This window comes from Alistipes sp. D31t1_170403_E11 (assembly GCF_015553985.1).
Lineage (GTDB): Bacteria > Bacteroidota > Bacteroidia > Bacteroidales > Rikenellaceae > Alistipes > Alistipes montrealensis.
Genome location: NZ_JADNHQ010000004.1, coordinates 238,838 through 261,734, shown reverse-complemented (window position 1 = coordinate 261,734; position 22,897 = coordinate 238,838). Strand labels below are relative to the sequence as shown.

Here is a 22,897-nt window from a genome sequence, read left to right as displayed (position 1 = left end):
CGCCGCCGCATGAACATTTCCGAACTGAGCATACGGAGGCCCGTCCTGGCGTCGGTGCTGACGATCATCATCCTGCTATTCGGCTTCATCGGATACAGTTATCTCGGCGTACGCGAGTTCCCGAGCGTCGACAACCCGATCATCTCGGTAACGTGCTCCTACCCGGGCGCCAATGCCGACGTAATCGAGAACCAGATCACCGAACCCCTCGAACAGAACATCAACGGCATCCCGGGCATCCGCTCGCTGTCGAGCGTCAGCAGCCAGGGCCAGAGCCGCATCACCGTCGAGTTCGAACTCTCGGTAGACCTCGAAACCGCCGCCAACGACGTGCGCGACAAAGTCTCGCGCGCCCAACGGTTCCTTCCCCGCGACTGCGATCCCCCGACCGTAACGAAGGCCGACGCCGACGCTTCGCCCATCCTGATGGTCACGATCCAGAGCGACAAACGCTCGCTGCTCGAACTGAGCGAAATCGCCGACCTGACGGTCAAGGAGCAGTTGCAGACCATCAGCGACGTGAGCGGCGTGCAAATCTGGGGTGAAAAACGCTACTCGATGCGCCTGTGGCTCGACCCTGCGAAGATGGCCGGCTACGGCATCACCCCTACCGACATCAAAAACGCCCTCGACCGCGAGAACGTCGAACTGCCCTCGGGCAGCATCGAAGGCAACACCACCGAACTGACGATCCGCACGATGGGCCTGATGCACACCACGCAGGAGTTCAACGACCTGGTGGTGCGCGAGGATGCCGACCGCATCATCCGCATGAGCGACGTGGGACGCGCCGAACTGGGCCCGCAGGACACGCGCAGCTACATGAAGATGAACGGCATTCCGATGGTGGGCGTCGTCGTGATCCCCCAGCCGGGCGCCAACCACATCGAGATCGCCGACGCGGTTTATTCGCGCATGAAGACCATGAAGAAGGACCTTCCGGACGACGTGGTGACTTCCTACGGATTCGACAACACGCGCTTCATCCGCGCATCGATCAACGAGGTGAAGGATACCGTTTACGAAGCCTTCATCCTGGTGATCATCATCATCTTCCTCTTCCTGCGCAACTGGCGCGTGACGCTGATCCCCTGTATCGTGATCCCGGTGTCGCTGATCGGAACCTTCTTCATCATGTACATCGCAGGCTTCTCGATCAACGTGCTGTCGATGCTGGCCGTGGTGCTCTCGGTGGGACTGGTCGTCGACGACGCGATCGTGATGACCGAAAACATCTACATCCGCATCGAACGGGGCATGACGCCCCGTGACGCCGGCATCGAGGGGGCCAAGGAGATCTTCTTCGCGGTCATTTCGACCTCGATCACGCTGATCGCCGTCTTCTTCCCGATCGTCTTCATGGAGGGTATGACCGGACGCCTGTTCCGCGAATTCAGCATGGTGATTTCGGGCGCGGTCGTCATTTCGACCTTCGCGGCGCTTACGATCACCCCGATGCTCGCCACCAAACTGCTCGTGCGGCAGGAGAAGAAAAACTGGTTTTACAGCAAAACCGAGCCCTTCTTCATCGGGCTCAACAATTTTTACAGCCGGACGCTGGCCTCGTTCCTGCGCCGCCGCTGGCTGGCCCTGCCGCTCGTCGGCCTGATGGTCGGCCTGATCGGCTGGCTGTGGAGTTCGATCCCGGCCGAGATGGCCCCGCTCGAGGACCGTTCGCAGATTTCGATCAACACGCGCGGCTCGGAGGGCGCCACCTACGAATACATCCGCGACTACACCGAAGATATCAACCGGCTGGTCGATTCGCTCGTGCCGGAGGCCGAGTCGGTAACGGCCCGCGTGTCGAGCGGCTCGGGAAACATCCGCATCGCCCTGACGGACATCTCGACCCGCGAGCGGTCGCAGATGGAGATTGCCGAACAGATCTCGGCCGCCGTGCGCACCAAGACCAAGGCCCGCGCTTTCGTCCAGCAGCAGAGCACCTTCGGCGGCCGCCGCGGACGCATGCCCGTGCAGTATGTGTTGCAGGCCACCAGCCTCGAACGACTGCAGGAGGTGCTGCCCGAGTTCATGCGGCAGGTCTACGAAAGCCCCGTGTTCCAGATGGCCGACGTGGACCTCAAGTTCAGCAAGCCCGAGGTACGCATCGAGGTCAACCGCGACAAGGCCAACCTGATGGGCGTTTCGACGCGCAATATCGCCCAGACGCTCCAGTACGGGCTCAGCGGCCAGCGCCTCGGTTACTTCTACATGAACGGCAAGCAGTACGAAATCCTGGCCGAAATCAACCGCCAGCAGCGCAACAAGCCCGCCGACCTGCGTTCGATCTACGTGCGCAGCGACAAGGGCGAGATGATCCAGTTGGACAACCTGATCTCGATGGTCGAGAACGTCGCGCCGCCGCAGCTCTACCACTATAACCGGTTCATTTCGGCCACCGTATCGGCCGGACTGGCCAAAGGCAAAACCATCGGACAGGGCCTCGACGAAATGGACCGCATCGCCGACAAAACCCTCGGCGACGACTTCCGTACGGCGCTTGCCGGCGACTCGAAGGAGTTCCGCGAAAGTTCGTCGAGCCTGATGTTCGCCTTCATCCTGGCCATCCTGCTGATCTACCTGATCCTCGCGGCACAGTTCGAGAGTTTCAAAGACCCGCTGGTGATCATGCTCACCGTGCCGCTGGCCATCGCCGGAGCGCTGGTGTTCATGTGGGGCACAGACCAGACGATGAATATTTTCAGCCAGATCGGCATCATCATGCTGATCGGACTGGTGGCCAAGAACGGCATCCTGATCGTCGAGTTCGCCAACCAGAAACAGGAGGCCGGACTGGATAAGATGCGGGCCATCGAGGAGGCTTCGCTCCAGCGCCTGCGCCCGATCCTGATGACCTCGGCCTCGACCATCCTGGGCCTGCTGCCGCTGACCGTCGCCACGGGAGAAGGCGCCAACGGACGTATCGCCATGGGCATAGCCGTCGTGGGCGGCATGGTGGTCTCGACGCTGCTGACGCTTTACATCGTCCCGGCCATTTACAGCTACGTCTCGACGGACCGAATCAAGCAATCGAAAAAAAACGACGCATGAAAAAAGCATTTTTAGCGGCCCTGCTGCTGGGAATCGGCAGTGCGGCCGGAGCGCAGGAGGCGCCGTCGAACCGGGAGGCATCCACTCCGCTCTCGCTGCGCAGATGCCTGGAAATCGGGCTGGAACAGAACTACGACGTGCGTATCGTGCGCAACGACGAACGCATCAGCGACAACAACGCCACGGCAGGCAATGCCGGAATGCTGCCGACGGTCGACCTCTCGGCCGGATATACGGGCGCACTGGACAACGACCGCACCACGACCCCGCGCGACGGGAACGCCTCGACCGAAAACAGCGTCTACGACCAGACGGCCAACGTGGGACTGGCGGTAAACTGGACGCTGTTCGACGGATTCCGCATCCGCACCAACTTCAAGCGTCTGAAGGAGATGCAGGAGATGGGCGCGCTGAAAACGCGCATCACTATCGAGGACTTCATGGCCAACCTCACGGCCGAATATTACAACTACATCCAGCAGACGCTGCGCCTGGAGAACTTCCGCTATGCGGTCTCGCTTTCGCGCGAGCGGCTGCGCATCACCGAAGCGCGCGTCCAGGTCGGCAGCTTCTCACGCCTCGACCTGTTGCAGGCCCGCGTCGATTTCAACGCCGACAGCTCGAAGTACATGTCCCAGCACGAACTGGTGACCTCCTCGCGCATCCGTATCAACGAACTGCTGGCCAACGAGAACCTCGCCGAAAAGTTCGTCATCCCTGACTCGGTGATCCGGGTCAACGCCACGCTCGACTGGAACGACCTGCTGGCCAAAACCCTTTCGGCAAACGCTTCGCTGCTGATGGCCGGACATGACAGTTCGCTGGCCGAACTGGACCTGCAGAGCATTAAATCGCGCAACTATCCCTACGTAAACCTGACGACAGGCTACGGCTATACCTACAACCGCTACGGCTCGGGAGCGAATCTCTCCCGCGGAACGCTCGGGCTGAACGCCGGGGTGAAGGTAGGCTTCACGATTTTCGACGGCAACCGCCGCCGCGAGCAGCGCAACGCCCGCATCGGCGTCGAGAATGCGCAGTTGACGCAGCAGCAGTTGGAACAGTCGCTGCGTGCCGACCTGGCGAACTTCTGGCAAGCCTACCGCAACAACCTCGAAGTGATCCTGCTCGAAAAGGAAAACCTAATCGCCGCCAAGGAGAACTACGAGATCGCCATGGAGCGTTACCTGCTGGGCGACCTGCCGGGCATCGAGATGCGCGAGGCGCAGAAAAGCTTGCTGGACGCCGAGGAGCGCATCCTCACGGCACAATACAACACCAAGCTGTGCGAAATCTCGTTGCAGCAGATCAGCGGCAACGTCATGGTCTATCTGGAATAACCCCACTTCTATTTATAAAGGGCGGCTGCATTTCGCAGTCGCTTTTTTTATTGTCTTCCAAAATATTTTCCTATGGAAATTTGTTTTATTGGAAAATAAATCATATCTTTGCATCGTTATTGATAGAGAACAATTGAAAAGACGATGAGAAAACTGCTTTTTACAGCCTTTGCGCTTCTGGCATTCGCAACCGGGAGCCATGCACAGGAAAACAACAAAAAAACGACAAATATGAAAACGATTGCAATGACCAAGGCCGACTTTCTGAAGAAGGTCGCCGATTACGAAAAAAACTCCCAGGAGTGGAAATATCTGGGTGACAAGCCCGCACTGATCGACTTCTACGCTTCGTGGTGCGGTCCCTGCAAGGCCCTCGCCCCGGTACTCGAAGAACTGGCCGCCGAATACGGAGACCAGATTTACATCTACAAGATCAACACCGAGGAGGAACAGGAACTGGCCGCAGCGTTCGGCATCCGCTCGATCCCCACGCTGCTGTTCATCCCGCTCGAAGGCAAACCCCAGATGGCCCAGGGCGCAATGCCCAAGGATTCGCTCAAGGAGGCTATCGACAAAGTAATGTTGGGTAAGTAATGGCACTGACGGTCGACGCCGGGCTCTGTCCGCAAAACCACCGCTGTCCGATGATCGGAATCTGTCCGGCGGGCGCAATCTCCCAGACGGGAAACGCCCTTCCGCAGATCGACCCGGAAAAATGCATCGAATGCGGCAAGTGTATGAAACACTGCGGAAAGCAAGCGGTATATAAAGTGAAGACAGATGATTGACCTTTGCAGAATCCGCGACCTGCAACGCGCCGTACACCAGTTCGAAGCCGCGTTTGAAAAACGCTACGGCATCTGCCTGAACGAAGGCATGACGCTGTGCAGCCTCTCGAAAACCGAACGCATGTGCCCGGGAGAGCTGGGCGAACTGCTGGGCCTCACGCCCTCGAACACCTCGAAGGTGCTCCGCTCGGTGGAACTGAAAGGATTGGTGGTCCGTGAACTCTGCTGCAAGGACCGGCGCCAGATGTACTACTCACTTACCCAAAAAGGACACGAACTACTCGTATCGGTCTGCTGCCGGGAGGTAGAAATGCCTCAAATCCTGCGCGACTGGATCGACGGGTAGAACGTGACGCAACTAAACACAGCAAACGGCTGTCTCGAAAGGGACGGCCGTTTGTCATTTCAGGGCGCAGACCGGCTATTCGAGGAAATGGTTCTCGTCGTTGAAGGCCGCTGCGAACTCGCTGAGCGACTTGAGGTGGCGGCGCTGCATCGCCACAGCCCCCTCTTCGTCCTTCTCTCGGACGCAGCGCAGCAGTTCGCGGTGCTCGAAGCAAACCTCTTCCTGCGGGACCGTGCAGACGCGGTAACGCTGGTAGTAGCGCAGCACGTCGGGCGTAATGACCAACAGCATCGATGCAATCACGGGGTTGTGGGCCCCGCGGGCCAAGGCCTGGTGGTAGGCGAAATCCTTCGAAACGCGCTCGTCGGTATAAAATTTCGCCTCGCACTCCAGCAATGCCTGCTCGATGAGTTCCAGATCCTCGTCCGTACGGTTACGGGCGCAGAGCTTGATGGCCTCGGCTTCGAGCAGCACGCGCACGTAGACCAGCGACGCGAAGTCGTACTGCTCGATCTGGAGCGCATCGGTAATCAAGCGTTCGAGCACCTGCATCTTCTCCTGCGCGACGACCGTGCCGCTCTGGGGAAAGGTCTGGACGATGCCGTAAAATTCGAGTTTCTGGAATGCCGCACGCACATGGGCCCGGCCCACACCCAGCATGTCCGCCAGCCGCCGCTCGGCAGGGAGGCGTTCTCCCGGCTGCAATTGCCCGGAATAGAGCTGATGCTTAATGTATTTCAGGACAGTTTCCACCTGTTTGATGTTCGGCGAGTTATTCATAAAATAAGGATTTGCAGCACAAAGATCGTAAAAAAACCAATTAAACCAAATAAATCCGTCTTTTTCATACACGCCCCGGACGCCGTTTACCGCCCCGAAGGCCCGGAATTTGAAAAAAATTGAAAAAGTTGTCATACTTTTCGGCATGCCGCGCATTCAATAGCGTATACCTGAAGCAAACAGGGTCTCAACAGAAAGATGAACAATTCAGAATTACTGGAGCATTGGATCGGACTTTTCATCAAACACCTCAGCGGCACGCTCGATGAAAGCGAAGCCGCCGAATTCGATGAACTGACCCGTGATCCGCATTTCGAAGCGCTCCGCGAACAGTTGCAGGACAGCGGCTACCTGGCCCGGCGTATGGCAGAATACGACCGTTACAACGGACGGGAAGCCTTCGGACGCTTCCGCACGGCGGCCGGCATCCAAAAACCTGCCGGCTCGCTGCGCCGCTGGAGCATCGCCGCCACGGGCGTAGCCGCCGCCGTTGCACTGGCCGCAGGCGTGCTGCTCGCCACCCGCACGAGCGTGCCCGACCAGCGCACCCGAACGCTGCAACTGGCCGATGCCATTTATCCCGCTCCCGACAAAGTGACGCTGACGCTCGCCGACGGGCGTAAAATGGTACTCGACGAACAGGTCGAGCAGCAGATCGAGGGCGTAGGGCGCATCAGCTACGGCGCCGAAGGCGTGAAATACGAAGCGGCCCCGGAGGTTGCCGAGGAGGCCCCGCAGTACAACGAACTGTCGGTCCCCGAGGGCAGCAAGTGCCTCGTCACGCTCGAAGACGGAACCCGCGTATGGCTCAACGCCCGTTCGACGCTCCGCTACCCGGTGAAGTTCACGGGCGGCGAACGCCATGTGGAGCTGAACGGCGAAGGCCTGTTCGACGTGACGCATAACCCCGAACGGCCGTTCGTCGTGAAGGCCGGGAAGACCACGATGACCGTCCGCGGTACGAAATTCAACGTCCGCGACTTCGCCGGAGAGAGCCTGGCAAGCACGACGCTGCTGGAAGGGTGTGTCGAGGTGGGCAACCAGAGCGGCACGGTGACCCTCGAACCGGGCATGCAGTCCCAGACCCGCGGCGCGGCCGACCCGCTCACCGTGCGCGAGGTCGACGCCGGAACCTATGCGGCCTGGACGCAGGACAAACTGGCCTTTTACAGCGCCGACCTGGAGGAGGTGCTGACCGACATCCGCAGTTGGTACCGCGTCGAGACGCAGGTCAACGTCAACCCTGCGGAGTACACGCTGACAGGCAAGATTCCGCGCGACTACTCGCTGGCGAAGGTGATCGAACTGCTCGAAACCATCACCGACCTCGAACTGGTGATGCCCGACGAAAACACCCTGATTGTAAACAAACGACCATAAAATCACTTTAACTCAAACTGTATGATACGAAAAGGCCTATTCCTCGCGTGCGCCCTGCTCATTCCGGCGCTCCTTCTGGCAGCCAAGCCCGCCAAAAGCAAGGGAAAGAAAAAAAACAAGACCGAGCAGGCGGACACCACGTCGAAAAAGAAGGTGACCGATTATGAAAAACTGTTCAAGGACAAGAAGTGCCAGACTGTCAAAGGCCTGCTCACCCTGCACAAAGTCGACGGCGAGAAACTCTATTTCGAGCTGCCGATGTCCGTATTCGGACGCGAAATGCTGCTGGGATCGACCGTTTCGGAGATCAGTTCCAACGACCACGGCGTGATCGGCTACAAGTCGAACACCCCGCTGCACGTCACCTTCACCAAGCAGGGCAAGGGCGTCCAGTTGTGCCTTGTCAACGACATATACAGCGGCGACGAGCAGGACCAGGGGATCAAAGAGGCCGTACGCCGTTCGTCGATCCCGGGCATCTACCGCGCCTTCAAGATTGAGGCTTACAACGCCGACTCGACGGCCGTAGTGATCGACGCCACGAACCTCTTCATGGAGGACAACAGCGACCTGTCGCCGTTCGACCCGTACAGCACTTTCGGGTACAAACCCTTCACGCGCTCGACCTCGTTCCAGAAGTCGAACAGCCACCTGGGCGACATCAAAGCCTTCGACGACAACGTGACCGTGAAGAGCTACCTGAGCTACACGACGACCGTCACCTATTCGAACGGCCCCGTCATGGGCAAGATCGAGGATAAGCGCGCCTTCACCGCCCTGGTGACCCGCACGCTGCTGCTGCTGCCCGAAGAGCCGATGCGTCCGCGCATCGCCGACCCGCGCATGAACATCTTCGTAACGGGCAAGGCCCGCTTCTCGGCCAATATGAACCGCGGTACGCTGCCCGTTTATTATGCCCGTCACTGGCGCGTGGAGCCCAAGGACGTGGAGGCTTACAAGCGCGGCGAACTGGTGGAACCGGTGAAACCCATCGTTTTCTACCTCGACGACAACCTGCCCGAAGCCTGGAAACCCTACGCAAAGGAGGGTATCGAGGAGTGGAACCACGCCTTCGAGAAGATCGGCTTCAAGAACGTCGTGCAGGTGCGCGACTACCCCACCAAGGAGGAAGACCCCGAATTCGATCCCGACAACCTGAAATATTCGTGCATCCGCTACGCGCCGATCGCCATCCAGAACGCCATGGGTCCCTCGTGGGACGATCCCCGCACAGGTGAGATCATCAACGCTTCGGTAATGGTTTACCACGACATCGTCAAGCTGCTCAACCGCTGGCGTTTCCTCCAGACCGCAGGCGCCGATCCCAACGTCCGCACGATGAACATCCCCGACTCGATCATGGGCAGCGCCCTGCGCTATGTGCTCTCGCACGAGGTGGGCCACTGCCTGGGCTACATGCACAACATGTGCTCGTCGGCCGCCATTCCCATCGACTCGCTCCGCTCGCCTTCGTTCACGCAGAAATACGGTACGACCTACTCGATCATGGACTACGCCCGTTTCAACCACGTGGCACAGCCCGGCGACTACGAGCGCGGCGTCAGCATGATGCCTCCCCGCATGGGCGTGTTCGACGAATATGCCGTGAAGTGGCTCTACACCTACCTGCCCGACGCCAAGACTCCCGAAGAGGAGCAGCCCTGGCTCGACAGCCTGATCCGCGTACATGCCGCCGACCCGATCTACCGCTACGGCAAGCAGCAGGTTTACAACACGCTCGACCCCACTTCGCTGTCGGAGGACCTCGGCGACGACCTGGTCCGCGGTGCGGAGTACGGCATCAAGAACCTCAAGTTCATCATGAAGCACCTGAACGAATGGTACGGCGAGGACGACAACGACCTTACGGCACGTCAGGCGATCTACATGTCGCTGCTCAACCAGTACCTGACCTTCGTTAGCCACGTCTACAACATCAAGGGCGGTATGATGATGAACGAGCGCAAGGCCGGCGACCCGCGTCCCTCCTATTCGTTCGTCGACGGCGACTACCAGCGCCGCGCCCAGAAGTTCCTCGTCGACCAGCTCCACGACCTCGACTGGATCGACGATCCCGCACTGCTCAAGGAACTGCCCCTGCAGGGCAACCTCTCGGTACGCGTACAGCGCCTGCTGGTGTCGTTAATCACCGCAGACAAAGGCAGCTTCGGCCGCATGATCGACCCCGCCCCCAACGCATACACCCAGTCGGAGCACTCCGACGACGCCATGAAGGGCATCTTCCGGAACACCATCCAGGGCCGGAGCACCACGCCGCGCGACCGCAGCAACCAGAACACCTATGTGGACTTCCTGCTGATGATCACGCGCCTGATGCCCCAGTCGGGCAGCGGCTCGGCGAAATCGCTGGCCGACGACCAACGCGGCTTCGGGTTCAGCCCCTCGATCGACGAGAACGGCTGGAACATCAACACCGGCGGACTCTATGCCGAAGCGATGGAAGGCGAAGACATGCTCACCAGCCTGGAACGCCAGATGGAAGCGCAGTTGTTCAACGCCCCCGAGGAGATCAGCGGCTTCGGCTACTTCCGTTCGCTGACCGAGTCGCTCACTCCGCGCGACGCCATGTACTACGCACGCCTGATCCAGGTCCGCGACCTACTGCGCCAGAAGCGTTACACGGGCGATCAGGACACGCGCAACCACTACGAACTGTTGCTCCACCGCATCGAAGGTGCTTTACAGTAGTTTAACTCAAAACAGCGATCCGAAATTATGAAACGACAACTGATCTGTCTGCTTTCGCTGCTGCTCCTGTCGGGCGCCACGACGGCAACCGTCGCCAAAGGTAAGAAATCCAAGAAAAAGGCCCAGACGACGGCTCCCGCCGCACCCGCGAAGAAGCAAAGCGATTACGACAAGCTTTTCAAAGATAAAAAAGTAAAAACCTCCAAGGGAGGCATGATGACCCTGCACCTGGTCGACGACCAACTGCTCGTCGAACTGCCCCTGAAGACGCTCGGGCGCGACATGATGCTCATGTCGTCGGTGGCCGAGATCACCGACCATACCGACAGCTACGTCGGCCTGTCGCCCCTGCGTCCGCTGCAGGTCAAGTTCGACACGATCAACCGCTCGGTCGTACTGCGCCGCGACCGCAGCCAGTCGGTGGTGGGAGACAACAGCGAGGGAATCCGCCGTGCGCTCGAGCAGAGCAACATGCCGGCGATCCTCGGCTCGTACAAGATCAAAGCCTTCAACGCCGATTCGACGGCCGTCGTGTTCGACATGACCGACCTGTTCATCGGCGACGAGAGCCTTCTGACGGCCATCGACCCCCGCTCGGAGACCAAACTCGTACTGCGCGGCATCTCCTTCAACCAGAAGAAAGACCGCTCGATGCTGGTCGACGTGGCCGCCTTCGACGACAACGCCAACATCACCAGCTACATCACCTACGACAGCAAGATCGGCAAGACCTACAACAAGGTGACCACCGCCAAACTGGTGCGTTCGCTGACCCTGCTGCCCGAGACCCCGATGCGTCCGCGCCTAGCCGATTTCCGCCTGCCGCTGAACGTGCTGGGCAAATACAACTACCATTCGGGCTACAAACTGATGGACCCCGTCTACTTCGCCACGCGCTGGCGCATGGAGCCGTCGGACCAGGCGACATACGACCGCGGCGAAACCGTGGAGCCGAAAGAGCCGATCGTCTTCTACATCGACACCACCTTCACCGCACAGATGAGCGGAGCGATCACGAAAGGCATCCTCGAATGGAACAAGTGCTTCGAAGCCATCGGATTCAAGGACGCCATCCGCGTCAAGCCGTTCCCCACACCGCAGGAAGACCCGCAGTTCAGCCCCCAGAATTTCCGCTACAACTGCATCAATTACGTGCCTTCGCTGGCCGGTGATTCCCGCGTACGCACCTATGTCGACCCCCGCAGCGGCGAAATTCTCCGCACGACGGTCATGGTCTGCCACAACATGGTCTGGGAAATGCCGTTCGAGATCTTCGTCTTCACGGCACACGCCGACCCCTCGGTGCGCCAGCGTTACATGCCCGACAGCACGCTCTTCGAGCACATCAAGAACCACTTCACGTGGCTGACGGGCGTCGACTGCTTCGGCATGTCGTACAACCTCACCTCGTCGGCGGCTTTCCCGTCGGATTCGCTGCGCAACAACCCGGCCTTCACGCAGAAGTACGGCACGACGCCTTCGATGCTCGACATCGCCAAGTACAACTTCATCGCACCGATCGACGCCGTCAAGAAGGGCTACCGCATCACCCCGACGGGCGTGGGCGAATACGATTACCATGTCGTAAAGTGCCTCTACAAACCCATCCCCGGAGCCAAGACTTCCGAAGAGGAGCTGAAGGTGGTCGAGAAATGGGTCGACGCAACGGTCGGCAATCCCATCTACCGGTATGAGAACGCCAAGGACTGCCCCGACTGCGGAGCCAACGACGTGGGCGACGACGACATCAAGAACTTCAAGTATGCGCTCGGCAACCTGAAGTACTGCATGGAAAACTTCGACAAATGGATTTCCGACAAGGACGATCCGGAGTACCTCTACCGCCAGGGCCTTTACAACTACCTCTACCGCCGTTACAAGCAGTTACTGACGCAGGTCGCCATCACGGCCTACGGCGTGAAGACCTACGAGCGCAAGGCCAACGACCCCGTGCCCAATTACGAGTTCACCTCCTACGAGGACCAGAAAGAGGCCCTCGACATTCTCTACGCCCACCGCTACATGCCCGATTGGGTATGCCGTCCCGAACTGGTAAGCCTGATGGGCATCCAGCGCGAGCGTATCGAGGAGCACAAGGACTACGTACAGTTGCTGATGACCGCTACGGCGACCCGCCTGTTTGTCTACGACGGACAGGGCAAGGACCATTTCGACCACAAGCGCTACATCCGCTACATGTTCGACAAGCTCTTCGAGAAGACCCGCAAGGGCCAGAAACTCGCTGACGAGGATTTCTACTACCAGACAAACTTCGCCAAGACGATGATGGCTTCGTCGCACGTCATCGACCGGAACGCCAAATTCAAGAACCGCGGCGGGGCATCGTCGGCACTGGCCGCACAGATCGCCGACGACCCGAGCATCTTCGACTTCAGCGATCCCGAGGCTTGCATGAAGGCTGCCGACGAATTGCCGCTGCTCTACCCGGTGAACGATGTGAATTTCGGCCGCGACGAAGTAAGCGCCCAGTACGGTGCGCTGAAATACTGGCCCGTGCTGAACACGCAGTCGACGCGCCAGCTCTATTTCGGCATCCTCAAGGAGCTGCGTAACGTCGTGAAACCCTACATCAACACCTCCGACCGCCGCACCCGCGAGCATTACCGCTTTATTTACGAGTCGATCAACCGGCTCATAGACTAGGACTTTGAAGAATACCCGCCTTCGAAGTCCGAAGGCGGGTATTTTTAAATACTTTGTTTCAAATAACCTGACAGCGTATGAAGAAATTTTTACCCGACGGGCGTTTTCCCGGCAGACTGGTACGGCGGCTGGCCGTGCTGCTGACGATTTGTATGACGGGACTGGGTATCGCCCGCGCGCAACAAGCGCAGCCGACAATTGCAGTCGATTTCCGCAATGCCACCGTGCAGCAGGTCTTCACCTGGCTGGACAACCACTCGCAGTACGATTTCGTCTACAACAACGGGCAAATCGAATCGCTGCCCCGCGTCTCGATCCAGATGGCCCATACCACGGTGATCGACGTGGTGAAGCTGTGCCTGCGCAACAGCAACCTCAGCTATCAGATTCGTGGCAACATGATCGTCATCCGTCCCGCCGAAGAGATCCGTAAGGGCACGGAAGAAGCCGTACAGTTCTCCGGCGTGGTTTACGACGAAAACGGACTGCCGCTGGCCGGTGTCAGCGTCGTGCTGAAAGAGGCCGGACGCGGCGCCGTGACGGGACCCGACGGCAAATTCGTGCTCCGCTCGCGCCGCACGGACAACATGGTCCTCTCGTTCTCGTTCCTCGGCATGAAACCCCAGGAACTGACCGCTTTCCAGAACGGCAAGCAATCGATCAAGGAGCTCGACCGGATCAATATCCACATGGACCCGCAGGTGAGCGAAATCTCCAACGTCGTGGTCACGGGTATCCTGAACATCGCCCAGAAATCGTTCTCGGGTTCGTCGACGACCATCACGGGCGAACAGCTCAAAACAGTGGCCCCCTCGGGCAACCCGCTCAGCGCCATCCAGATTTTCGAGCCTTCGTTCCGCGTCACCGAGAACCTCGACATGGGCTCGAACCCCAACGCCCTGCCCGAAATGTACGTTCGCGGACGTTCGGGCATCGGCACGCCGGTGCTCGACGAGAGCCTCACGTCGGAGCACGCCCTGAAGAACGACCCCAACCGTCCGATCTTCATGCTCGACGGATACGAAGTTTCGATGGAGAAGATTTATGACCTGGACATCGAGCGCATCGAGACCTACACGATCCTCAAGGACGCTGCGGCTACGGCCATGTACGGTTCGCGCGCCGCAAACGGCGTGATCGTCATCACGACCAAGAGTTTCACCAACGGCCGCCTGAACGTGAGTTACAGCGGCAACTTCGCGATCAGCGCCCCCGATCTGTCGAGCTACAACCTGATGAACGCCCGCGAGAAGCTCGAAGCCGAGCTGCTGGCGGGCTATTACGACACGGACGACCCGACCCTGATCGCCACCAAGCTCAAGGAGTACAACGGCAAACTGCAAAACATCGAGCGCGGCATCGAGACCGACTGGCTCGCCCTGCCGCTGCGCACGTCGTTCAGCCACAAACACTCGATCGGCATTTCGGGCGGCGCCGACGCATTCCGCTACGGCATCGACCTGATGTACGACAACCAGGAAGGCGTCATGAAGGGGCTGAACCGCAAAAAGATGGAGGCGGCGCTTAACCTGCAATACCAGTATAAGGGCCTGACCTTCCGCAACCAGATGACCACCACGCTGGTCAACTCGAACGAGTCGCCTTACGGCTCCTTCTCGGAATACGTGCGCATGAACCCTTACGACACCTACCTGGACGAGAACGGCAAGATCGGCATGAACATGACCACCTGGCACAGCGGATCGGCGTATCGCAACCCGATGTACGACGCCATGCTGGGCAGTTTCGACAAAGGCAAACGCCACGAGTTCTACGACCAGTTCGACGTGCGCTACTACCTCAACAAGAAGATCAACTTCAAGGCCAACATCGCACTGGGCTACATCGTCAGCGATGCGGACAAATTTACCGATCCCGCGGCAAGCAGGTTCAAAGACACGGAAAAAAAGGGACAACTCGTAACTTCGACGCAGAAACAGTCGAACTACGACATCAACGTAAACGGCTACTATAACGACCAGATCGGCAAGCACAACATCAACTTCGTCGTCGGCTTGAACATCCGCGAGGAGAAGACCGATTACAAGGGATTCACTTACAGCGGCTTCCCCGAAGGCGGATTCTCGGGCCCGGGCTATGCCAAGGACCTCGACACGGAGAGCTACCTCGAAAGTAAGAACCGCCTGTTCAGCGCCCTCTCGGTGCTCAACTACTCGTACAACGACGTGGTCTTCGCCGACCTCTCGGGACGTATCGACGGTAGTTCGCAGTTCGGTGCGAACAAGCGTTTCGCCCCCTTCTTCTCGACGGGTGCGGGCGTCAACCTCCACAACCTGAAGTTCTTCAAACAGAAGACCCCGTGGCTGACGCAGTTCAAGCTGCGCGGATCGTACGGTATGACGGGTAAGGTATCGTTCCCCTCCTACGCCGCACAGAACAAATACGTGATGATCACCGAGTGGCACTACCCCACCGGCGACGGCGTGGAAATCCGCTACCTGGGCAATCCCAACCTGAAATGGGAGCGCACGCTCCAGACCGACTTCGGTTTTGAAATGACAATCCTTAACGGCCTGTTCTACGCCAAGTACAACTATTACGTCAAGGATACGCACGACTCCGTGGCCGACATGACCATCCCCACCTCGTCGGGTTTCACCACCTACAAGGAGAACGTGGGCCAGGTAGAGAACCGCGGACACGAAATCCAGCTCCGCAGCCGCATCGTCAACACCAAGAACACGATCATCAACCTGATGTTCACCGGAGCGTCGAACAAGAGCAAGCTCAAGAAAATTTCCAACTCGCTGAAAGCCTACAACGACCGTGTAAACGAACACTACAACAGCAATAACGGCGGCAACGACGTACAGGCCACCCCCTTGCTGCGCTACTACGAAGGCGGCTCGCAGACAGGCATCTACGCCATGCGCTCGCTGGGTATCGACCCCGCGACGGGGCAGGAACTGTTCCTGCGCCGCGACGGATCGACCACTTTCAAGTGGGACCCCGCAGAGAATGTCCTCGTAGGCGACACCGAGCCTACGATGAGCGGTTCGTTCGGTCTGAGCGCCTATTGGAAAGGGCTCACGCTCGACACCTATTTCCTCTACGAGTGGGGCGGACAGCGTTACAACCAGACGCTGCGCCAGACGATCGAAATGGCCGACATCCTCAACAGCAACTGCGACCGCCGCGTGCTGAGTGACCGCTGGATCAAACCCGGCGACGTAGCCCGCTTCCGCAACATCAAGGATTACAACTCCGTAACGCGTCCCACCTCACGCCTGGTCCAGAATTACAGCTACCTCAACATGTCGAGCCTCTCGGTAGGTTACGAGTTCAAGCGCGACCTGATCAGCAAGCTGGGACTCTACCGCCTCAAACTGCAGTTCAACTGCCGCGACCTGTTCACCGTCAGCTCGATCCAGGTCGAGCGCGGCCTCTCGTCGCCCTACGCACGTTCGTTCACCCTCTCCGTCAATGCATCCTTCTAAAAACGCGCGAATCATGAAAACGAAAAAGACATACCTTCTGGTGCTGCTCCTCGCCGCAACGATGACCACCGCATGCGAAGACTGGCTGAAGATAGAGCCCCAGTACGAAATCACCGAAGAAGATCTCTACAAGAATACCGCGGGTTATTACAAAGCCATCAACGGCCTTTATTACCAGATGTCGGACATCACGATGTACGGCAAGGAACTCTCGTGGGGCATGACCGACGTATGGGCCCGCTATTATGCGATCGACCCGGCCAGCGACTACAAGGGTTATCCGCAGATGTACAACCTCGAATACGACGCCAAGGAGGCTGCTGCAATCGCCTCGGCCACATGGAGCGCCGGTTACAAGATCATCGCGCAGGCCAACGACCTGATCGCCCACGTCAAAAAGGCCGACGAGAATTTCTTCACGTTGGGTGAAATCGACCGTAACACGATCCTCGGCGAAGCATATGCCATACGCGCCATGATGCACTTCGACCTGATGCGCCTGTTCGGCACGTCGATGGAGGTCGATCCCGACGGCCGCTACATTGCCTATGTCGAAACCTATCCCTCGACGGTGAATCCGCCAATTTCCAACCGGGAGTTTATGGGCAAGGTCATCGCCGACCTCAAGCTGGCTCACGACCTGCTCAAGACCTACGACGTGGAAATCGGCCCTTCACAGACCACCTCGACGGCCTACCGCTTTTTCGCCACGAACATGCCTTCGCAGGGTAAGTTTTACAGCAACCGCGGTACGCGCCTCAATTACTACGCCGTAACGGTGCTGCTGTCCCGCGCCTGCCTCTGGGCCCAGCAGACCGAAGATGCGCTCACCTATGCACAGGAGATTATCGACCTGGTGACGGCCAAGACCCTGCAATTCGCAACTTCGTCTTCGATCACGAATACACCCAAGATGTTCGACGACCTGCTGTTCGGCTTCTACAACGAAAAGCTGATGGAGACTTACGAGCCTTATGTGAATAACACGAACTCGAAACGGCTCACCATCGACAGCAAATCCTTCTTCACCACCCCCTCCGGCGACAGGCGATCGGCGTTCATCAACACTTCGACCAATTTCATGCAGAAATACACGGTCAAGGTGAGCGATAAGAAAGACATGATTATTCCGAACATCCGGATCAGCGAGGCTTACTACGTCGCAGCCGAGTGCCAGTACAAAACCGACATGCCAAGCGCAGCGGCCAACCTGATGGTCGTACGCAAGGCCCGCGGCTACTCGTCGCCCGCCCTGACGGGAACGGAGACGGAAGAGGCATTCTGGGAGGCATTGACCTACGAATACCGGAAGGAGTTCATCGGCGAAGGACAGCTTATCTTCTTTTTCAAACGCACCAACCGTCCGATCGCCTTCTCCGGAGGCAACTTCAACCATGCGGGCAAACTCACCCTGCCGGTTCCCGACAGCGAAAGCGCCATTCCCAACAATTAAAACAGTCGAAACGATGAAAAAAACGATAGCAATACTCGCAGCAGCCATCGCGCTCGTCACGATCGGCTGCAACAAATCGGAGATTCTCTCTCCGACCGACCTGCGGCATATCTACATGTCGTATCCGGAAAAAGACAATCCGGTTTTCTACTTCTCGTTCATCTCCACAACCAAGGAGACCGTAAAGATTGCCGTGCCGATCAAATTCGCAGGTCACAAACTGACCGAGAACCTCGCCTTCGCCCTGAAGGTTTATCCCGGCGAAGACGAAGTAACGCTCAGGAAAGGCGAAGAATACGAACTTCCGGAGCTGACCTTCCACAAAGAGGACTTCCTCGATACGATCTTCGTCACGATCCACAGGACGGAACGGATGAAGACGGGCATCTATAACCTGAAATTCAGCCTCGAGAGCAATGCGAACTTCCTCGCCACGCAGACCGGAGCGCTGGAGGCGGAACTCCGCGTCACGGCGCAAATCGCACAGCCGTCTTGGTGGAACCAGGACGTAGTAGATTTCTACCTGGGCAAATACAGCGACAAAAAATTCGAACTGTTCTCCCAGAACATCTTCACAGGCGACTATGGCGAACTGGACGACAGCGAGAAGCGCTATTACGCCACCCTGTTCAAATACTGGCTCGAAGAGCAGAATCCAAAGGTGTCCGAAGAAGACGGTACGCTGATGACAGTGGCGATCCAGGGTTAATCATTAAAAGAAACGGATTATGAAAAAATACAAGATTCTGCTTCTGGCAGTTGTGGCGGCACTGGCGACCGGGTGTTACAGCGACGACAGCAATCTCGACTACAAGACGCTCGACCTGCCCGTAATCGACAACCCGACGAACGACCTGGCGTTGTTCGTTCCCAACCGCGCCTACAAAATCAAGCTCTCCGAGCACCTGCGAATCACGCCCAACGTGGTTTACAAGGACATGAACGACCTTTCGTACAAATGGGTCATCGACGGCAAGGTAATAACGACGACCAAGGACCTCGACTGGGAGTGCGACATGGAGACCGAACGCGTATCCTGCTACTTCGAAATCCGGCGCAATTCGGCCGGAAACTCGACCATTTTCTCCTTTACCATCGAGCTGGAACAACCCTATCAGAAAGGTTACAGCGTGTTGGTCGAAACAGCGGAAGGGGAATTGCGGTACGATGTCATCAGTTATACCGAACCGCTCACGAATCCCTATACCTTCACTTACCATAAAGACGGTGCAGGCATCCCGCTTCTCTTTACGGGCGACAATCCGCGTCTGAAAGAGTATTGGTCCTGTGAAACCTCCAGCATCATCGGAAACGTCATGTTCCTCGACGACGATCCCAACAACTGCGCCTCGTTCAACGGCCTGTCGCTCCTGAAAGAGATGACCTTGGCCCAGGAATTCAAGGACGAGGAGCTTCCCGCCGATTTCCGGCTGAAGGATTTCATGCACGGAGGTTTTGTCAGCTACGTGCTCGCCGACGACGGACGCATCTTCCAGCGCAAGGGTTCGCGCATCTACTACACGGGGCGTTTCCTGAACCTGCCGATGCAGTACAACGGCAAGCAGATCAACGGCAAGAAATTCATCGGCGCGAGGTATTCCACAAATAACGGCGGAAACTACGGCCTGATCTACGAAGAAACCGACAAGGGCGGACGATTCCTGCTGGTCAATTTCGATTACGACACAGCCTCGAGCTCAACCGGCAAAAAAGCCGGTCAGTTGACCGAATTTCCCGAAGGCAGCAAGATGGACGGCATCACCGACTATGAGTTGATCGACGGCTGGCACATCAAAAATGCCAATTTCGGATACAACGGCGGACAATCGAGCATCATGATGCTGTTCCGCAAGAAATCCGACGGCAAGTATTACACGCGCGAAGTGAGCATCAAATTCACGGTATCGACCGCAGGTATCGACATCTCCGAGGTATATGCCGAAGTTTACCGCGAACTGCCCGATTTCGGTCCCGACAGCAAAATCTGCGTAATCCGGATCGACGGTTACGGTGATGTCATGTATGCACCCCAAGGGTATATTTATTACACGGCAGCCTCGAATCCCCGCAAGGTATTGAGCAAGCCGCGTACTTCGAAGGACGCTCCCGTCGAATTCCACACTTTCGACAGCGAAGTCATCGCGATCGACCACGAAACCTACACGCGAACCAGCGGTTACATGGCTTTTGCGCTGGGCGACGGAACAGTCATGATTTATACGACGCGAAGATCAGGACTTACCCCGACGACAAACCTGGATACCTTCGAAGAGGAACGCGTCGTTTCCACATTCGATGTCGAAGGCAAAATCCGTTGGATGGGATGCAAATACGGAGGTATCTCCAGCTATTAACAGAGCACCCCGACACACAAGACAGCCGCTTCTTTCAGGAAGCGGCTGTTTCTATTTCAGACCCGCAGCAGGGCGATAAAAAGCGTAAAAAGGAAGAAGAATTTACTGAGCCGCAGGCGAAGCGAACGGTAGCCGCGGTACTTCTGGGTTTTAACCGTGTTGATGCTGATGCCGAGGCGCCGGGCGATCTCCGCGCCCTTGAAACCGGCGATCGAGAGGCGGATAATCCGCTGCTGCTCGGCAGGCAGGGCATGGATGTCGCTGTAAAGACGGCGTATCACCTCTTCGCCGACAAAGCCGGCGAGTTGTTCCATATCGGCTTCGGGATCGATGTGGGGGGGGGTACAGCCCTCCTGCAGATTCCGCTCATGCAGGTTGCGCAACAGCGACTCCCGGTTGGTACAGTCGCGGCGGTAAGCCAGTGAATTGTGGTAAACCGAACGGTAAAGATAGGCCGTGAGTTCAGGCAGTACGGAGAAGATGCGGTCCGACTGCCACAGTTTGAGCAGCAGCTCCTGAACGAGGTCCTCGGCCGTAGCGGGACTGCCCATAAGCGATGCGGAGTAGGAGCAGAGGGCCTTGTAGTAACGGACGTAAAGTTCCTCCCAGGCAGCGGGGTCTTTCCCGTTGATCCTGGTTACGAAATCTTCAGTCTCGGTCCTCTTCACCTCCATAACTACATGTCCCCGCCACCCGGAAACCGGGACGAGCGCTGCTTTACAGCCCCGAAAGCGGGCCTTGCAGCAAAGGGTACGGTTGCAAATATAAGTATTTTGCACCAATATATAGGCAATTCGGACATTTTTCTGTTCCGATCGAACAGGCCGTATTTTTACATATTTCAACTAAAAAACGGGGTAAAAACGACATTTATTCCGGATTCCGCCCGATGGCATAATAAATCGTCACCAAAGACTGCATTTTAATTAAATTTTCCTAAATTTGTAAAAAGCAAAACAGCCCATAAATCACATGGTAAAACGAGAACTTTTACTCGGAGACGAAGCCCTTGCACTGGGGGCGCTCCACGCAGGACTGTCGGGTGTTTATGCCTATCCGGGTACGCCTTCGACCGAAATCACCGAATATATCCAGCAACACCCCCTGGCTGCGGAACGAGGCGTGCACCGCACGTGGTCCTCGAATGAAAAGACCGCCATGGAAGAGGCGCTCGGCATGTCGTTCGCCGGCAAGCGCGCACTGGTCTGCATGAAGCATGTGGGGCTGAACGTGGCAGCCGACGCCTTCGTCAATTCGGCGATGACGGGGGCCAACGGCGGACTGGTGGTCGTAGCGGCGGACGATCCCTCGATGCACTCGTCGCAGAACGAACAGGATTCGCGTTTTTTCGGGAAATTCGCCCTCATACCTACTTTCGAACCCGCAGATCAGCAGGAGGCTTATGCAATGACAAAAGCGGCCTTCGACCTTTCGGAGCGCTACCGGATTCCGGTGCTGATGCGCCTGACGACCCGCATGGCCCATTCGCGCGCCGTAGTCGAAGTGGGCGAAGCACGCGCCGAGAACGTGTCGAGTTATCCCGAACAGCCCCGCCAGTGGGTACTCATGCCGGGGAACTCGCGCGTACGGTACAAAACGCTGCTGGAGGATTACGCCCGTCTGGAGGAACAGGCCGCCGCAAGCCCGTTCAACACTTACACAGAAGGGGCCGACAAACGGCTGGGCATCATCGCCTGCGGCATCGCCTACAACTACCTGATGGAAAACTACCCCGACGGATGCCCGCACCCGGTGCTGAAAATCGCACAATACCCGCTGCCCCGCGACCTCGTGCGGCGCATCGCCGCCGAATGCGGTACGCTGTTGATCCTCGAAGAGGGACAACCCGTCGTCGAAGAGGCCGTCCGGGGCGTACTGCCCAATCCCGTGACGATCCGCGGCCGCCTGACCGGCGAACTGCCCCGCACCGGGGAGTTGTCGCCCGACAGCGTACGCACAGCCCTCGGCATGCCGCCTCGCCCGACGCAGGCAGCAAGCGAGGTCGTCGTCGCCCGTCCGCCGGCACTCTGCCAGGGATGCGGACACCGCGATATGTACCACGCCCTGACGGAGGTGGTCCGCGAATACCCCTCCGCAAAGGTGTTCAGCGACATCGGCTGTTATACGCTGGGGTGGCTGGCTCCGCTGCACGCCATCGACACATGCGTCGACATGGGTGCTTCGATCACCATGGCCAAAGGTGCGGCCGACGCCGGACAATACCCCTCGATTGCCGTGATCGGCGATTCGACCTTCACCCACTCGGGCATGACGGGCCTGCTGGACGCCGTGAACGAACGGTCGAACATCACGGTCGTCATCTCGGACAACCTCACCACGGGCATGACCGGCGGCCAGGATTCGGCCGGAACAGGCCGCCTGGAACAAATATGCGCCGGCATCGGCGTCGATCCCGCACACATCCGCGTGGTCATACCCCTGCCGAAAAACAGCGAGGAGATGAAAGCGATAATCCGCGAGGAGATCGCCTATCCGGGCGTATCGGTCATCATTCCGCGCCGCGAGTGCATCCAGACGGCCAAGAGGCATAACACGACAAAAAAATAAAAGACC

General features: G+C 58.1%; 15 protein-coding genes. 13 read left to right on the top strand and 2 right to left on the bottom strand.

What is annotated here, in order from left to right; all coding sequences use genetic code 11:
* Positions 1 to 9 precede the first annotated feature (9 nt).
* The 5 genes from I2E69_RS10395 (at position 10) to I2E69_RS10375 (ending at position 5,525) form a co-directional block, all read left to right on the top strand.
* On the top strand, positions 10 to 3,051 hold the full coding sequence (locus tag I2E69_RS10395) for an efflux RND transporter permease subunit (RefSeq protein ID WP_195461146.1): 3,042 nt from the start codon (positions 10 to 12) through the stop codon (positions 3,049 to 3,051).
* The gene (locus I2E69_RS10390) at positions 3,048 to 4,391 is read left to right on the top strand and encodes a TolC family protein (protein ID WP_195461145.1); all 1,344 of its coding nucleotides are present in this window, start codon (positions 3,048 to 3,050) and stop codon (positions 4,389 to 4,391) included. The genes I2E69_RS10395 and I2E69_RS10390 overlap by 4 nt, the downstream gene beginning before the upstream one ends.
* Positions 4,392 to 4,535: 144 nt before the next feature.
* On the top strand, positions 4,536 to 4,985 hold the full coding sequence (trxA, locus tag I2E69_RS10385; RefSeq protein WP_195461144.1) for a thioredoxin: 450 nt from the start codon (positions 4,536 to 4,538) through the stop codon (positions 4,983 to 4,985).
* Complete coding sequence (locus tag I2E69_RS10380; RefSeq protein ID WP_195461143.1) at positions 4,985 to 5,179, top strand: 4Fe-4S binding protein; 195 nt, start codon at positions 4,985 to 4,987, stop codon at positions 5,177 to 5,179. The genes trxA and I2E69_RS10380 overlap by 1 nt, the downstream gene beginning before the upstream one ends.
* The gene (locus I2E69_RS10375; protein ID WP_195461142.1) at positions 5,172 to 5,525 is read left to right on the top strand and encodes a MarR family winged helix-turn-helix transcriptional regulator; all 354 of its coding nucleotides are present in this window, start codon (positions 5,172 to 5,174) and stop codon (positions 5,523 to 5,525) included. The genes I2E69_RS10380 and I2E69_RS10375 overlap by 8 nt, the downstream gene beginning before the upstream one ends.
* A gap of 75 nt (positions 5,526 to 5,600) precedes the next feature.
* Here the strand turns inward: I2E69_RS10375 and I2E69_RS10370 are convergent, their stop codons facing one another.
* A complete protein-coding gene (locus tag I2E69_RS10370) occupies positions 5,601 to 6,305 on the bottom strand; it encodes a FadR/GntR family transcriptional regulator (protein WP_195461141.1) in 705 nt (234 codons plus the stop codon).
* A 198-nt stretch (positions 6,306 to 6,503) separates the two neighbouring features.
* Between I2E69_RS10370 and I2E69_RS10365 the strand changes: the two genes are divergently transcribed.
* From I2E69_RS10365 to I2E69_RS10335, 7 genes are all read left to right on the top strand, one after another.
* Positions 6,504 to 7,685, top strand: a complete 1,182-nt coding sequence (locus I2E69_RS10365) for a FecR family protein (RefSeq protein ID WP_195461140.1) — start codon at positions 6,504 to 6,506, stop codon at positions 7,683 to 7,685.
* A gap of 21 nt (positions 7,686 to 7,706) precedes the next feature.
* Entirely contained in the window at positions 7,707 to 10,394 is a 2,688-nt protein-coding gene (locus tag I2E69_RS10360; protein WP_195461139.1) for a zinc-dependent metalloprotease, read from the top strand.
* A gap of 27 nt (positions 10,395 to 10,421) precedes the next feature.
* On the top strand, positions 10,422 to 13,058 hold the full coding sequence (locus I2E69_RS10355) for a zinc-dependent metalloprotease (RefSeq protein WP_195461138.1): 2,637 nt from the start codon (positions 10,422 to 10,424) through the stop codon (positions 13,056 to 13,058).
* A gap of 77 nt (positions 13,059 to 13,135) precedes the next feature.
* A complete protein-coding gene (locus tag I2E69_RS10350; protein ID WP_195461137.1) occupies positions 13,136 to 16,516 on the top strand; it encodes a SusC/RagA family TonB-linked outer membrane protein in 3,381 nt (1,126 codons plus the stop codon).
* 13 nt (positions 16,517 to 16,529) lie between these two features.
* Positions 16,530 to 17,969: a RagB/SusD family nutrient uptake outer membrane protein gene (locus I2E69_RS10345; RefSeq protein WP_229095456.1), complete on the top strand. Its 1,440-nt coding sequence runs from the start codon at positions 16,530 to 16,532 to the stop codon at positions 17,967 to 17,969.
* A 13-nt stretch (positions 17,970 to 17,982) separates the two neighbouring features.
* Entirely contained in the window at positions 17,983 to 18,678 is a 696-nt protein-coding gene (locus I2E69_RS10340) for a DUF4843 domain-containing protein (RefSeq protein ID WP_195461136.1), read from the top strand.
* Between the two features lie 19 nt (positions 18,679 to 18,697).
* The gene (locus tag I2E69_RS10335) at positions 18,698 to 20,323 is read left to right on the top strand and encodes a PKD-like family lipoprotein (RefSeq protein WP_195461135.1); all 1,626 of its coding nucleotides are present in this window, start codon (positions 18,698 to 18,700) and stop codon (positions 20,321 to 20,323) included.
* Between the two features lie 56 nt (positions 20,324 to 20,379).
* On the opposite strand, the gene I2E69_RS10330 is transcribed toward I2E69_RS10335, so the two are convergent.
* Complete coding sequence (locus I2E69_RS10330; RefSeq protein ID WP_195461134.1) at positions 20,380 to 20,997, bottom strand: RNA polymerase sigma factor; 618 nt, start codon at positions 20,995 to 20,997, stop codon at positions 20,380 to 20,382.
* Between the two features lie 298 nt (positions 20,998 to 21,295).
* Between I2E69_RS10330 and I2E69_RS10325 the strand changes: the two genes are divergently transcribed.
* Positions 21,296 to 22,891, top strand: a complete 1,596-nt coding sequence (locus I2E69_RS10325; protein ID WP_195461133.1) for a thiamine pyrophosphate-dependent enzyme — start codon at positions 21,296 to 21,298, stop codon at positions 22,889 to 22,891.
* Positions 22,892 to 22,897 lie beyond the last annotated feature (6 nt).

What these genes read in the sequence shown, in the direction of transcription:
- I2E69_RS10395 (WP_195461146.1), top strand. Translation starts at nt 10, where the DNA reads ATGAACATTTCCGAACTGAGCATACGGAGGCCCGTCCTGGCGTCGGTG.
- I2E69_RS10390 (WP_195461145.1), top strand. Translation starts at nt 3,048, where the DNA reads ATGAAAAAAGCATTTTTAGCGGCCCTGCTGCTGGGAATCGGCAGTGCG.
- trxA (WP_195461144.1), top strand. Translation starts at nt 4,536, where the DNA reads ATGAGAAAACTGCTTTTTACAGCCTTTGCGCTTCTGGCATTCGCAACC.
- I2E69_RS10380 (WP_195461143.1), top strand. Translation starts at nt 4,985, where the DNA reads ATGGCACTGACGGTCGACGCCGGGCTCTGTCCGCAAAACCACCGCTGT.
- I2E69_RS10375 (WP_195461142.1), top strand. Translation starts at nt 5,172, where the DNA reads ATGATTGACCTTTGCAGAATCCGCGACCTGCAACGCGCCGTACACCAG.
- I2E69_RS10370 (WP_195461141.1), bottom strand. Translation starts at nt 6,305, where the DNA reads ATGAATAACTCGCCGAACATCAAACAGGTGGAAACTGTCCTGAAATAC.
- I2E69_RS10365 (WP_195461140.1), top strand. Translation starts at nt 6,504, where the DNA reads ATGAACAATTCAGAATTACTGGAGCATTGGATCGGACTTTTCATCAAA.
- I2E69_RS10360 (WP_195461139.1), top strand. Translation starts at nt 7,707, where the DNA reads ATGATACGAAAAGGCCTATTCCTCGCGTGCGCCCTGCTCATTCCGGCG.
- I2E69_RS10355 (WP_195461138.1), top strand. Translation starts at nt 10,422, where the DNA reads ATGAAACGACAACTGATCTGTCTGCTTTCGCTGCTGCTCCTGTCGGGC.
- I2E69_RS10350 (WP_195461137.1), top strand. Translation starts at nt 13,136, where the DNA reads ATGAAGAAATTTTTACCCGACGGGCGTTTTCCCGGCAGACTGGTACGG.
- I2E69_RS10345 (WP_229095456.1), top strand. Translation starts at nt 16,530, where the DNA reads ATGAAAACGAAAAAGACATACCTTCTGGTGCTGCTCCTCGCCGCAACG.
- I2E69_RS10340 (WP_195461136.1), top strand. Translation starts at nt 17,983, where the DNA reads ATGAAAAAAACGATAGCAATACTCGCAGCAGCCATCGCGCTCGTCACG.
- I2E69_RS10335 (WP_195461135.1), top strand. Translation starts at nt 18,698, where the DNA reads ATGAAAAAATACAAGATTCTGCTTCTGGCAGTTGTGGCGGCACTGGCG.
- I2E69_RS10330 (WP_195461134.1), bottom strand. Translation starts at nt 20,997, where the DNA reads ATGGAGGTGAAGAGGACCGAGACTGAAGATTTCGTAACCAGGATCAAC.
- I2E69_RS10325 (WP_195461133.1), top strand. Translation starts at nt 21,296, where the DNA reads ATGGTAAAACGAGAACTTTTACTCGGAGACGAAGCCCTTGCACTGGGG.